Origin of the sequence: Brevundimonas sp. A19_0, from assembly GCF_017744255.1 — a bacterium.
Classification (GTDB): domain Bacteria; phylum Pseudomonadota; class Alphaproteobacteria; order Caulobacterales; family Caulobacteraceae; genus Brevundimonas.
In genome coordinates, this window is record NZ_JAGHQP010000003.1 from 116,106 (window position 1) to 129,272 (window position 13,167).

General features: G+C 69.0%; 12 protein-coding genes and 1 tRNA gene. 3 read left to right on the top strand and 10 right to left on the bottom strand.

Going from position 1 to position 13,167, the window contains the following annotated elements:
• Window positions 1-59: 59 nt before the first annotated feature.
• Window positions 60-713, top strand: a complete 654-nt coding sequence (locus J7346_RS04760; protein WP_209118294.1) for a hypothetical protein — start codon at window positions 60-62, stop codon at window positions 711-713.
• Between the two features lie 90 nt (window positions 714-803).
• On the opposite strand, the gene J7346_RS04765 is transcribed toward J7346_RS04760, so the two are convergent.
• The 6 genes from J7346_RS04765 to J7346_RS04790 all read right to left on the bottom strand — a co-directional run bounded on the left by J7346_RS04765 (window position 804) and on the right by J7346_RS04790 (window position 7,972).
• Window positions 804-1,532, bottom strand: coding sequence for a TlyA family RNA methyltransferase (locus tag J7346_RS04765; protein ID WP_209118296.1), 729 nt, complete (start codon window positions 1,530-1,532; stop codon window positions 804-806).
• Window positions 1,533-1,727: 195 nt separating this feature from the next.
• A complete protein-coding gene (locus J7346_RS04770; RefSeq protein ID WP_209118298.1) occupies window positions 1,728-4,439 on the bottom strand; it encodes a valine--tRNA ligase in 2,712 nt (903 codons plus the stop codon).
• A 12-nt stretch (window positions 4,440-4,451) separates the two neighbouring features.
• On the bottom strand, window positions 4,452-4,751 hold the full coding sequence (locus J7346_RS04775; RefSeq protein ID WP_209118300.1) for a hypothetical protein: 300 nt from the start codon (window positions 4,749-4,751) through the stop codon (window positions 4,452-4,454).
• Window positions 4,752-4,833: 82 nt separating this feature from the next.
• On the bottom strand, window positions 4,834-5,523 hold the full coding sequence (locus J7346_RS04780; RefSeq protein ID WP_209118302.1) for a DUF2497 domain-containing protein: 690 nt from the start codon (window positions 5,521-5,523) through the stop codon (window positions 4,834-4,836).
• A gap of 142 nt (window positions 5,524-5,665) precedes the next feature.
• Window positions 5,666-7,207: a TolC family outer membrane protein gene (locus J7346_RS04785; protein WP_209118304.1), complete on the bottom strand. Its 1,542-nt coding sequence runs from the start codon at window positions 7,205-7,207 to the stop codon at window positions 5,666-5,668.
• 135 nt (window positions 7,208-7,342) lie between these two features.
• A complete protein-coding gene (locus tag J7346_RS04790; protein ID WP_209118305.1) occupies window positions 7,343-7,972 on the bottom strand; it encodes a protein-L-isoaspartate O-methyltransferase in 630 nt (209 codons plus the stop codon).
• Window positions 7,973-8,101: 129 nt separating this feature from the next.
• Between J7346_RS04790 and J7346_RS04795 the strand changes: the two genes are divergently transcribed.
• Window positions 8,102-8,175: transfer RNA gene (locus J7346_RS04795), tRNA-Cys, on the top strand.
• A 22-nt stretch (window positions 8,176-8,197) separates the two neighbouring features.
• Here the strand turns inward: J7346_RS04795 and J7346_RS04800 are convergent.
• Window positions 8,198-8,632 carry a DUF983 domain-containing protein gene (locus J7346_RS04800; RefSeq protein WP_348521452.1) on the bottom strand — a complete coding sequence of 145 codons (435 nt, stop codon included), beginning with the start codon at window positions 8,630-8,632 and terminating at the stop codon, window positions 8,198-8,200.
• Window positions 8,633-8,768: 136 nt separating this feature from the next.
• Here J7346_RS04800 and J7346_RS04805 point away from each other — a divergent pair, with 136 nt between their 5' ends.
• Window positions 8,769-11,624, top strand: a complete 2,856-nt coding sequence (locus tag J7346_RS04805; protein ID WP_209118307.1) for a hypothetical protein — start codon at window positions 8,769-8,771, stop codon at window positions 11,622-11,624.
• Between the two features lie 18 nt (window positions 11,625-11,642).
• Here J7346_RS04805 and J7346_RS04810 read toward each other — a convergent pair whose 3' ends face one another.
• The 3 genes from J7346_RS04810 to J7346_RS04820 form a co-directional block, all read right to left on the bottom strand.
• The gene (locus J7346_RS04810; protein WP_209118309.1) at window positions 11,643-11,921 is read right to left on the bottom strand and encodes an HU family DNA-binding protein; all 279 of its coding nucleotides are present in this window, start codon (window positions 11,919-11,921) and stop codon (window positions 11,643-11,645) included.
• Between the two features lie 112 nt (window positions 11,922-12,033).
• The gene (gene fliP / locus J7346_RS04815) at window positions 12,034-12,831 is read right to left on the bottom strand and encodes a flagellar type III secretion system pore protein FliP (protein ID WP_209118605.1); all 798 of its coding nucleotides are present in this window, start codon (window positions 12,829-12,831) and stop codon (window positions 12,034-12,036) included.
• A 23-nt stretch (window positions 12,832-12,854) separates the two neighbouring features.
• On the bottom strand, window positions 12,855-13,145 hold the full coding sequence (locus J7346_RS04820; protein ID WP_209118311.1) for a flagellar biosynthetic protein FliO: 291 nt from the start codon (window positions 13,143-13,145) through the stop codon (window positions 12,855-12,857).
• Window positions 13,146-13,167: the final 22 nt, after the last annotated feature.

Here is a 13,167-nt window from a genome sequence, read left to right on the forward strand (position 1 = left end):
CCCCCTACAAGGAGGGTGACAGGGGGCCAGACGGCTCCGGGAACTTCAAGGAGCCGACCATGCGCAAGACATCTTTCCGCGCCGGTATTCTGGCCTCGGCCGTGGCCGCCGGGGGCCTGCTGGCCGCCACGCCGACCCTGGCCCAGAGCTACGGCTACGACCGGTCGTACGGTTACGACCAGCCCTATGCGCAGCAAGCGTACTGTGAGTCCGATCGCCAGCAGCGCCAGGCCGCCGGCGCCACCTTCGGGGCCGTGATCGGCGCCGTCGCCGGCTCCCAGATGGGCGCCCGGGGCCGCCGCACTGAAGGCAGTGTTCTGGGCGGTGTGGTCGGTGCCATGATCGGCGCCGGTGTGGGCGGCGGAAGCGCCGACTGCGCCCCCGCCCGCGATCCGCGCCGGGCCTACCCGTCGGATGGCTATGGCAACGGCTATGGCTACGACAACCGGGCCTACGACAGTCGCAGCTATGACAGCCGCGCCTATGACCGGAGCTACGGCTATTCGGACAACCGCTATGGCTATGAGGATCGCGGCTACCCAGACCGCCGCTACGACGATCGCGGCTATGACGATCGTCGCTACGACACCCGCGCCCGGGGCGAGGACTGCCGCCTGAGCGAGAGTGTCATCCGTCTTCCCGATGGCCGTCAGGAGGTGCGCTACGTCCGCGCCTGCCGCGACGCCTGGGGACAGTATCGCGTCGTCGACTAATTTCAGCCCCCCTGTCTGTCGACGACGTGGAGGGACGCCGCCGGAGGAGCAATCCACCGGCGGCGTCTCCTCAATTCATCCCACCCCTTTTCAGGCGGGCCCTGTCGCCCACAGCAGATATTCGACATTGCCGTCGCCGCCGGTGACAGGGCTTTCGGCGGTCGCCTGAAGGGTCCAGCCCAGAGCCTCGAGGCCTGCCGTGACGCGCGCCAATGCCGCCTCGCGAACGTCGGGATCGCGCACCACCCCGCCGCGCCCGACCGACTTCCGGTCCTCGGCCTCGAACTGCGGTTTGACCAGGGCCACCAGATCGGCCCCCGGCGCCGCCAGCGACAGCGGCACGGGCAGCACCTTCAGCAGGCTGATGAAGCTGGCATCACAGACGATCAGCTCGGGCGCCGGGTCAATCTGGTCCGGCGTCAGGTCACGGGCGTCGGTGCGCTCCAGCACCACCACGCGCGGGTCGGCCGCGATCCGGTCGTGCAACTGGCCATGGCCGACATCGACCGCATGCACCCGGGCCGCTCCCCGGATCAGGCAGACCTCGGTAAAGCCCCCGGTCGAGGCCCCCACATCCAGCACGCTCCGTCCCTCGACCACGACCGGCCACAGGGTCAGCGCGTGATCCAGCTTCAGCGCCCCGCGCCCGACAAAGGGATGCGCCGCCTCGGCGGTGATCACGGCATCGTCGGCGACGGCCAGCGAGGCCTTGGTCACCACCCGGCCGTCGACCGTCACACCCCCCGCCTCGATGGCGGCGCGGGCGCGGGCGCGGCTGTCGAACAGGCCCCGTGCGACCAGGGTCTGGTCCAGTCTCATGAGCGGCGTCCTTCCGGGCAGGAGACCCAAATAGTTCTTTCCTTCTCCCGATGGGAGAAGGTGGCGCGTGAGCGCCGGATGAGGGGCGGCGGTGTCATTCGGCGACAGCCGTGGCAGGGCCGGTGCGACGGCTCACGCCGAAGGCGACGGTTAGCCCCTCACCCCCAACCCCCTCTCCCACGGGAGAGGGGAGGCCTACAACGTTTCCAGCCTCTGCAACGCAGCCTTCAGCCGCGCCTTGCCGGCTTCGGCCTCGGCCAGCTTGTCGCGCTGCTCCTGAACCACCTCGGACGCGGCGCGCGAGACGAAGTTCGGGTTGTTCAGCTTCTTGCCGAAGTGGCCGATGTCGCTGTCAAAGGCGGCGATCTCCTTGGTCAGGCGCGCACGCTCGGCGGCGATGTCGACCAGACCGGCCAGCGTCAGGGCCGCGCTGGCACCGCCCGCGACGAAGGTCACGGCCCCTTCGGGTGCGGTCTCGACCACCGCCACCTCGGACACGCGCGCCAGCGTCATCAGGATATCGCGATAGCGTTCGACCCGGGCGGTCGTGGCGGCGTCCGGCGCGATGAAGCTGAGCGGCGGGCGGGCGGTGGCGACATTCATCTCGCCCTTCAGCGAGCGGATCGCCTCGACCGTCTCGATCAGCCAGCTGACCTCGGCCGCCGCTTCCGCGTCGATCAGGCTGTCGGCCAGATCAGGCCAGGCCGCGCCGATCAGCAAGGGCTCGCGCCGCGCCGCGCCATTGTCGGCGGTCTGGGCCCACAGCTCTTCGGTGATGAAGGGCATGACCGGGTGCATCAGCTTGATGGTCTGGTCCAGCACCCAGGCGGTCATGGCCCGCGTCTCGTCGCGCGCCGCCGCGTCCGATCCCTGGAACACCGGCTTGGCCAGCTCCAGATACCAGTCGCAGAACACGTTCCAGACAAAGCGGTAGAGCGCGCCCGCCGCATCGTCGAAGCGGCCGCCCTCGATGGCCGACGCCACCTCGCGCTCGGCCTTGACCAGTTCGCCGCGGATCCAGCGGTTGATGGTGGCCTCGGCCGACGCCGGGTCAAAGCCCTCGACCCGGGCGCAGCCGTTCATCTGGCTGAAGCGCGCCGCATTCCACAGCTTGGTGCCGAAGTTGCGATAGCCCTCGATCCGCTGACGGCTCAGCTTGATGTCGCGCGTGCCCGACAGGATGGCCATGGTGAAGCGCAGCGGGTCGGCGCCCAGATCGTCGATGATCTCCAGCGGGTCGATGACATTGCCCTTGGATTTGCTCATCTTCTGGCCCTTCTCGTCGCGGACCAGACCGTTGATGATCACGCGGTGGAAGGGCACCTCGTCCATGAAGTGCAGGCCCATCATCATCATCCGGGCGACCCAGAAGAAGATGATGTCGGCGGCAGTGACGAGGTCCGAGGTCGGATAGAAGCGCGCCAGATCCTCGGTCTTCTCAGGCCAGCCCATGGTCGAGAACGGCCACAGGGCCGAACTGAACCAAGTGTCCAGCACATCCTCGTCCTGCGTCAGGGGCTTGCCGCCCGCCTGGGCGAGGGCCTCCTCCTCGGTCTCGGCCACGATGATGGTACCGTCGGCGTCGTACCAGGCCGGGATGCGGTGACCCCACCACAGCTGGCGCGAGATGCACCAGGGCTCGATGTTCCGCAGCCATTCGAAATAGATCTTGGAATAGCTGGCCGGCTCGAAGGTGGTCTTGCCCGTCTCGACCGCTGCAATGGCCGGCTGGGCCAGGGTCTTGGCGTCAACGTACCACTGGTCCGTCAGCCACGGCTCGATGATCACGCCCGAGCGGTCGCCGTGCGGGACCATATGTTTCGTCTTCTCAATGGCCTTCAACCAGCCCTCTTCCTCGGCGCGGGCGACGATGGCCTTGCGCGCCGCAAAGCGGTCCATGCCCTCATAGTCGGCGGGCACATCGGGACAATCCGCCGCCGTGATCCGGGCCAGCGAGTCCATGACGTTGAGCGTGGCGAGCCCGGCTCGCTTGCCGACCTGGAAGTCATTGAAGTCGTGCGCCGGTGTGACCTTCACCGCGCCCGATCCCTTGCTCGGGTCGGCATAGTCGTCCGCGACGATGGGGACGCGGCGCCCGGTGATCGGCAGGACCACGGCCTTGCCCACCAGCCCGGCATAGCGCGCATCGTCCGGGTGCACCGCCACGCCGGTGTCGCCCAGCATGGTCTCGGGCCGGGTGGTGGCGACGACGATGTAATCGCGCGTCTCCCACTCCGTCGCCTTGCCGTCGTCGTCGAAGGTGACCGGGTGCTCGTAGGTGACGCCGTCGGCCAGCGGATAGGCGAAATGCCAGTAGGCGCCGTCGACCTCCTTCTGCTCGACCTCGAGGTCCGAGATGGCCGTCTGGAAATGCGGGTCCCAGTTCACCAGCCGCTTGTCGCGATAGATCAGGCCGTCGCGATACAGCTGGACGAACACCTTGCGGACGGCGGCGTTCAGCCCTTCGTCCAGCGTGAAGCGCTCGCGGGACCAGTCGCACGAGGCGCCCAGCCGGCGCAGCTGGCGCACGATGGTGCCGCCCGACTCGGCCTTCCACTCCCAGACCTTGTCGATGAAGGCCTCACGGCCCATGTCGCGCCGCCCCTGATTGCCCTCGGCGGCCAGCTTGCGCTCGACCACCATCTGGGTCGCGATGCCCGCGTGGTCCGTGCCCGGCAGCCACAGCACTGCCTTGCCCTTCATCCGGTGATAGCGGGCCAGGATGTCCTGCAGGGTGTTGTTCAGCGCATGGCCGATGTGCAGCGAGCCCGTCACGTTCGGCGGCGGAATGACGATGGAATAGGCCTCGGCCGCGCCCTCTGTCTTCGGGGCGAACAGGCCGCTCTCTTCCCACGCCTGGTACAGGCGGGGCTCGGCGCTTTGCGGTTCGAAATTCTTCTCAAGCATGATGGGGGCCGGTCAGGAAATTTGGGGAAGGACGAAGTTGAAGTACGCAGCGGCGATGATGACGACGACCAGCGGCCAGCAAAAAAGGACGATGTTCCACTGCTTCATGCGTCGCAGCTTCGGATCATTATCAAGCGGCTCGCGCTGTTCGGCGGGTACCTGTGCTCCGGATGCGAATGCACCCCAGGCTTCGTCATTCATGAGGGCGCGCCTGCGTCTGTTGGCCATCACGAAAATAACCAGCCAAGCCGCCCCTGCAGGGAACATCGACAGCATGAGCAAATAGACAAGGATGGTGAGCAGATCAGCCAAGGTCATTTCGACGAATTGAAAAAGGGGGCGGCCCCGCCGGAGCCGCCCCCTTCAGTCTTTAGGACGAAGTCAGGGTCAGAGGCTAGCGGGGCGCACCGTTCAGCCGCGATACGCGGTCGACTTCCTTGCGTACCTCGGCCTCGACGATGCCTTGCAGGTTGGCGTCCAGCCACTCCTTGAGCATTTCGCGCAGCATGGGGCTCAGCAGGCTGCGGACCAGTTCGTCGATGGTCGCGCTGCTGCCGGCGCTGTTCGCACCACCGGACGCCGCGGCGGGTGCCGGACGCAGGGCGGCGGCCAGACCGGCAAAGGCACCGGCGGCCGAGGCGGCCGTCGCGTCGCTGACCAGGGCGTCGTCATCCGGGGCCGCAGGCTGCGGGGCCTGGGCGGCGGGCGCCGGTTGCGGCGCCGGCTCGGGCGCGGCCTCGTCGACGGGGAAGGGGTCGGCCGAGCCGATATCCAGATCGCCCAGCGTCTCTTCTGCGGGGGGGGGGTCCTCGGCCGGGCTCTCGGCCGGCGGCTCGTAGCGCTGGGTCAGCTCCAGCACGTCGTCGTCGTCGGAAGGCCCGGGCGCGGGCTCGGGCTCAGGGTCCGGGGCGGCCTCGGCAACCGGGGCCGGCTGGGGCGCGGGTTCAGGCGCCGGGGTCGGCTCGGGCGCCGGTTCAGGCGCAGCGGCCGCGGTCTCGGCCGGCGCGTCGTCTTCCGAGATGATCCGGCGGATCGACGCCAGGATCTCCTCCATCGTCGGTTCCTGGGCGGTCGGATCAGTCATGTGTCTTAACCCCTGGCATGGTCGCTGGGTCGCGCAAGCGCGGCAGCGGACGGGACCGCAACAGTCCCCGTGTGTCCTGTCGTCGCATCAACGCGGCGCGGAATCAACGGACCTTTTTCGCCTGTTGGGTTAAAATCCGGACCTAGTTTCGCGGCGACGTCTGGATGGTGTCACCCTTCAGACGGCTGTCGATGGGCGCATCCTCGGCGTCGTTCGCGGGCCGGATCCCCGGGGCGGCGAAGCGATCAATGGCTTCGATCACGCCATCCCACGGCAGACCGCCGCGATTGCGCACGCGCTCATAGTTGTCCGACGGATCATAGACGTCCTCGCCGGGCAGCAGCAGGCTCACGTCCAGACGGCCCATGGCCAGCAGCAGCTGGGCCATGGCGACATATTCGTTGCGGCGGGCGGTCACCAGCGCGACCTGGGCCGAGCGCAGCTCCAGCTCGCCGTTCAGCACGTCCAGCGTGGTCCGCAGGCCGACCTGGGCCTCCTGACGGACGCCCTCGGCGGCGACGGTGGCGGCGCGGACGGCCTCTTCACCCGCGCGCAGGGTCGACCGGGCCGAGATCAGCTGCGCATAGGCCGAGCTGATCGACTGCAGCACGCTGCGGCGCTGGCCCTCGATGCTGATCTGGGCGGCATTGGCGCGCTCCAGCGCCTGGGCCACCCGCGAGCGGTTCAGGCCACCGGTGAACAGCGGCACCGACAGGGTGGCGCCGGCCTGGAAGGTCGTGCGATCGGCCAGGTCGAAGCTCGACAGCTCATTGGTCGAACCGCCGTAGGAGGCGTTGACCCGCACCGACGGCATATATTCGGCCCGCGCCAGCGCCACATTGGCCTCGGCGGCGGCCAGCGCATATTCGGCCGCGCGGATGTTGGGGTTTTCGTCGAGCGCGATGTCGAGCGCGACGTCAAAGTCGTTGGGCACGCCCGGCAGGGGCGGCAGGGGCGCCAGACGGCCCGGCTGCTCGCCCACGATGGCGGCATAGGAGGCGCGGCTGACCGACAGCTGGGCCTGGGCATTGGCCAGATCGGCCTCGGACTGGGCCAGGCGCGCTTCGGCCTGGGCGACGTCGGTGCGGGTGATCTCGCCCACCTCGAAGCGGGCCGAGGCCTCGTCCAGCTGACGCTGCAGGACGGTCAGGTTCTCCTGACGGATGCGGACGATCTCCTCGTCGCGCAGCACATCGGCATAGACCTGGATGACGGTGGCCAGCACCTGTTGCTCGACCGAGCGCAGGTCCTCGCGGCCCGCCAGGATGTTGGCCTCGGTCGCGGAAATGCCCAGCGAGATACGGCCGCCCGAATAGAGCGTCTGCGACAGGCCCACGCTGGCGCTGCCCGAGGTGCTGTCGTTGGTGTTCGACGGGATATTGATCGTGGTGTCCGGGATGCTGTCGTTATTGGTGTCGACTTCCTGCGGCCCACCGGCGGTCCGGCTCTGGGTGTAACCGGCTGAGGCGCTGATATCGACCGAGGGGCGCAGGCCGGCCCGGGCCTGGACGATCGATTCGTCCAGCGCGCGCTGGTTGGCCCGCTGGCCCAGCAGGGTCGGGTTCGTGCGGTACGCCATACGGAGAGCGTCGGGCAGGGTGTCCTGGGCGAAGGCCGGCATGGCCAGACCCGAACCCAGGGCCAGGGCCGCAAGCGAAATCAGCGCACGGGTGCGATTGAGCATCTTCATATCCTGCCTGACGCGGTTGGGCCGCATCGTGTCATTCTCGGTGACGAGCGTAGTGCGAGATCGTTGTGCCCGACGCCAGTTAAGTTTTTTTCACGCGGCACCCGGCGCATTCCGTCGCCGCACGGGATGTCAGAGGTTGAAGGCCGGCTCGGGCCGCAGTTCCTCCAGAACCGGCGGGGTGGCGTCGAACAGCTGGCGTCGCGACCAGCCGTCTTCCGTGCGGACGTGCAGCATGGCCTTGCCGACCGGTCCGGTACGCTCCACCAGAACGGCGCGACCGCCGACCTTCAGCGCGTCCAGCCAGGCGTCGGGGCGAACCGGCACGGCGGCTTCCGACACGATCAGGTCCCAGCCCTCGCCCTGCGGACGGTCCAGCGCGGCCTCGACCAGCGTCACGCCCGCCGTCTCCAGGGTCGCCTTCGACAGGGCCAGGGCTTCGGCGTCCGAGTCCTGCAGGGTCACGTCGAGGCCCATTTCCGCCAGCACGGCGGCGGCATAGCCACCCGCCATGACCAAGGCCCGTTCCAGCGGCCTGGGCGCGGCGGCCATCAGCAGTTTCGACAGGTCGCGCGGCAGCATCAGCCGGCGGGTCGCGGTGACCGGAACCTCGGCGTCGGCATAGGCGGCAAAGGCCCGGTCGGGGGCGCACAGCGTCTCGCGCGGCACCGTCATCAGGGCCGCCTGGAGGCTGCGGTCGGTGACGTCATTCACGCGGACCTGACTGTCCACCATCGCCTTGCGTGCCGTCTGGAAGTCCATGCCTGCGTCGATCCCGAAGAGAAGCCTGAAGAAAACTTGGGCCGCTTATAGGAGTGTGCGTTGCGGGGGACAATCCGATCTGATAGCGAACGCGCCTCGCGATCTTGTGGTGCGGCCTGCCCGCATCATGGCCTGATGGCGGAGTGGTTACGCAGCGGACTGCAAATCCGTGCACCCCGGTTCGATTCCGGGTCAGGCCTCCATCGCGATCCCCGGATCGCAGATCTAGCGGCGACGCTCGCGCCAGCGCGACCCTTCGCCATGCCCGCCGATGCTCGAAAACTCGGGCGGGGCGGCCTTGCGGGCATACTGCTCGGCGACCAGCCAGGCCTTGAACGGCCTCAGACTGCCCAGGCTCAGGATCAGGATCAGCGGCAGGGTCACCAGCAGGTGCACCCAGATGGGCGGGTGCACGCCCAGCTCCAGCGCCATCAGGGCAATCATGCCCAGCACGCCGACGATCGACATGACGAAAAAGGCCGGGCCGTCCGCCGGATCGGCAAAGCCAAAGTCCAGTCCACAGGCGGGGCAGGACTCCCGCACACTCAGATACCCCTTCAGCAGCGGGCCGTCCCCGCACCGGGGGCAGCGGCAGCGCAGCACCACCTTCCACATATCGGCCCGTTCAGGCGCTTCGGCGGTGGTTTCGGTCGGGGTCATGGTGGGTCCTCTCTGCGGGCTACTTGCGCCGCCTCAGCGGGGGCGGCAACCCCGGCGCGGTGTCGCATGCCGGGGCGGGGTCCGGGTCAGGAACCGTTAACCGTGAAGCAACGCCTTGTTGCGAGTGTGGCGCACCATGTCCGGAACCAAGGCCACCAAGGGCGTCCTGCGGTCGACCGTGGCGCTTGCCGCCGCGGGATCGGTTGCGCTTGCCCCGTTGATGGGGGTGGCCCAGGAAGCGCCCGCCTCTGCGGTCACCGAGCCGCTGGCCATCCGGATCGGCACCACCGAGGCCTATACCCGTATCGAATTCGCCGGCGTGGTCGGGGCCCGCTCGCGCGTCAGCATCGACGGCCGCACGGTGGTCGTGCGGGTCGGCACCACGGCGGCGCCGGACATTTCCCGCCTGAAAGTCGATCCACCCGCAGGCCTCAGCTCGGTCGAGACCCGCGCTGTCCAGAACGGTACCGAACTGGTCCTGACGCTGGCCGAGGGGGCGACCGCCACCCAGGGCCAGGCCGACGGCGCCGTCTGGGTCAATCTCTACCGCCCCGGCGAGACCCCGGCGCCCGCTGCGCAGCAGGGCACGGCCACGGTCGGCGTGCGCGCCGCGCCCTCGGCCGATTCCGTCACCCTGACCTTCACCTGGGACCGGCCCGTCGGCGCCGCCGTCTTCCGTCGGGGCGAGGCGGTCTGGATCGTCTTCGATCAGGCCGCCAGTCTCGACATGCCCGGTGCGAAGGATCTGGGTCCGGCAGGCGAGGCCCGCTGGGCGCGCGGCCCTGACTACACCTCCATCCGCATCGACGCGCCCCGCAACCTGCAGGTCGGCGCCTCGGGTCAGGGCAGCGTCTGGACCGTCACCCTCGGCACCCGCGCCGTGCCCGCCGGCGGCGTCCGTGTGGATCGCGACGAGGAGGGCCGTCCCGCCCTCGTCCTGACCATGGCGGGCGCCACCCAGGCCATCTGGCTGACCGACCCGCTGGTCGGGGATCGCTTTGCCGCCGTCACCGCCCTGGCGCCGGGCAAGGGCTTTGGCGGTCGCCGCCAGACGGTCGACCTGACCGTGCTGCCTTCAGCCCAGGGGCTGGGCATCGAGACCCCGACCGATGATCTGAAGATCGAGGCGTCGGGCGACCGCGTGCGCATCAGCCGCCCGGGCGGCCTGACCCTGTCACCCCCTTCGGCCGCGCTCGAGACCGCGTCCCTCGCCGAAGACACCCCGAAGAAGGCCGACTTCCCGGCCCTGATCCTTGAGGAATGGGCCCACACGGGCGAGGACGGCTTCATCGGCACCCACCGGCGCCTGCAACAGGGTGCGGCCGAGGAAGCCCAGGCCGCCGGCGGCAATCCCCGCGCTCCGGTCGAGGCGCGGCTGGCGCTGGCCCGCTTCCTGATCGGCTCGGGCCTGCACTATGAGGCGATCGGCGTCCTGAACGCCATTGTCGATACCTCCCCCGGCATGCTGGGCGAAGCCGAGGTCCGGGGCCTTCGGGCGGCCGCCCGCATCGCCATCGGTCGCACCGATGATGCCGCCGTCGATCTTGCGGGAGCCGCCCTCGCCAACGATCCGTCGGCCCATGCCTGGCGCGGCTATCTGGCGGTCCAGCAGGGCGACTGGACCGGCGCCCGCGAATCCTTCGCCAAGGCCTCGCGCGTCATCGACGACTTTCCCCCGGTCTGGCGCGCCCGCTTTGGTGCCGCCCACGCCGAGGCCGCCCTCCAGACCGGCGATATCGAGGCCGCCCGGGCCCTGATCGCCTATGCCCTCAGCCAGGACCTGCCCGCCAGCGAGCAGCTGTCGGTGCGGCTGGTCCAGGCCCACCTGTTCCAGCTCCAGGGACAGACCGACCGGGCGCTCGCGGTCTACAAGGCCGTCGGCCGGGCCCCGCTGGACCAGGTGGCCGTGCCCGCCCGGCTGGAGGCCGTCCGCATCGAACTGGCGCGCAAGACCCTCTCGCCCGTCGAGGCCGCAAAACAGCTCGAGGGGCTGCGCTGGCGCTGGCGGGGCGATGCCACCGAGCTGGAGGTGATCCGCACCCTCAGCGAACTCTACATGTCCCAGGGCATGTACCGGGAGGCCCTGACCGCGCTGCGCAGCGCCGGCTCACGCCTGTCGCGCCTGCCCGGCGCCGCAGCCCTGCAGGCGGATCTGGCCAGGGTCTTCCGGGCCCTGTTCCTTGAGGGCGGCGCCGACGGCATGCCGCCGATCCAGGCGCTGGGCCTGTTCTATGATTTCCGCGAGCTGACCCCGATCGGGGCCGACGGCGACGAGATGGTGCGCCGTCTGGCCCGTCGCCTGATCGACGTCGACCTGCTGGACCAGGCCGCCGAGCTGCTGAAGCACCAGGTCGAGAACCGGCTGGAGGGCGTGGCCCAGGCCTCGGTCGCTGCCGACCTGGCCGCCGTCTATCTGATGGACCGCCAGCCCGAGGCCGCGCTCCAGACCCTGTGGGCCACCCGCACCACCCTGCTGCCTACGCCGCTGGCGTCCGAACGCCGCGTTCTGGAGGCCCGCGCCCTGCTGGGCCTCGGCCGGTTCGATCACGCGCTTGAGGTGCTGGGCAAGGATACGAGCGCCGAGGCCAATTCCACCCGGGCCGAGATCTACTGGAAGCAGGAAAAATGGGGCGAGGCCGGCGCCCTCTATGAGCAGGGTCTGGGCACCCGCCACACCGACACGGACACGCCGCTGACCCGCGATGAGGAAAACCGCCTGCTGCGCGCCGCGGTCGCCTACTCCCTTGCGGAGGACGACGCCGCCCTGTCGCGTCTGTCGGCCAACTGGTCGCCCTTCATCGAAAAGGCCCGGTCGCCGGATGCCCTCAGGGTGGCGCTGGCCGGCCTGAACGGCATCGAGGACGCCGCCACCGTGCGCGAGATCGCCGCGCTGGCCGCCCGCACCGACACCTTCACCGGCTGGGTCGAACGCATGAAGGGTCGCTTCAGAAACGAAGACGGCGGCGAGGTTGCCCCCGCCGCCGCCGGTTAACAGGTCCGAAGGTCGGACTTAGCTGTTCACCGCATCCTTGAGCGGCTTGGACACGCGGAAGCGCACCGCCTTGGAGGCCGGGATCTTGATGGTGGCGCCGGTGGCCGGGTTACGGCCTTCGCGCGCGGCGCGGGCCGCGGTGTCGAACACGCCGAAGTTCGAGATACGGACGTCGTCGCCGTTCTTCAGGCTCTTGTGAATGTTGTCCACGATAGCGGACAGGACACGGCCGGCATCGGCCTGGGAAACACCGGCATCCTTTGCGACGGCGGCGATCAGTTCAGCTTGAGTGGTCATTCGGGTCGTTTCCATTTTTTCGCCCGCTGCGGGCGATGACGGCCCGATCAACGCGCGTTTCCGGCGACTTTGCAAGTCAGGGGGGGCTTCATCGCCTGTGGATGAAAGCCTGTCAGCCCGCGCCGGAGGCCCTCTGGAAGCTCTCCACCAGACTGCCCGCGACCAGCCGCCAGCCGTCTACCAGCACGAAAAAGATCAGCTTGAACGGCAGGGAAATCACCACCGGCGGCAGCATCATCATACCCATGGACATGAGCACGCTGGCGACCACCAGATCGATCACAAGGAACGGAACAAAAAGAAGAAATCCGATCTCAAAGGCCCGCTTCAGCTCACTGATCATAAAGGCGGGGGTGACCACCCGGAGCGGTATGTCGGCTGCGGTTTCCGGGCGTTCGATGTCCGACAGGCGGGTGAACAGCGCGAGGTCGCCTTCATCGACCTGCGACAGCATGAAAATTTTTACGGGCTCGGAGGCCGCATCGAAGGCCTGCGGCAGCTCCATCTCCTGATCCAGCAAGGGCCGGATGCCCGAATCATAGGCCGCCTGCCAGGTCGGGGCCATGACGATGGCGCTCAGAAACAGGGCCAGGGAGACCAGCACGGCATTGGGCGGCGACTGCTGCATGCCCAGCGCCGTGCGCAGCAGGGACAGCACCACGACAATCCGCACGAAGCTGGTCGTCATGATGACGATCGACGGCGCCAGCGACAACACGGTCATCAGGCCGACCAGCTGGACGACCCGCTCGGTCAGGCCGGCGCCGGTGCCCAGATCGATATTGATGGCACTGCCCGAGGCCACTTCCTGCGCCAGCGCCGCAACCGGCCAGATCAGCGAGGCCAGCGTCGCCAGCAGCGAGAGCAGGGCGGCACGCTTCAGCTCCTGCCGGTTCGGCAGGACGAACAGGGCCGGGCGGGCCGCGGCGCGGCTCACGCCTGCGGTCCCGACGAATAGGGGCTGCTCTGGCGCGGTTCGATCAGTTCGCGCCCTTCGCCCAGCAGGATCAGCCGCTCTTCCTGGTCCACGCGGACCAGCACCAGCCGGCGGGCGGGGTCCAGCACCAGGGTCTCGACCACCTTCAGGCGGCGTTCGCCCCGCTCGGCCCCGAAGCGGGCCAGCAGCTGCGGCGCATAGCGGCGCCCGGCCCAGGCAGCCAGGCCGATCAGCCCCAGGGTGAAGGCCAGGCCGAAGATCGCCCGGGCAAGATCAAGGAAGGACATGGCGGCTCGAATCGACACGCCC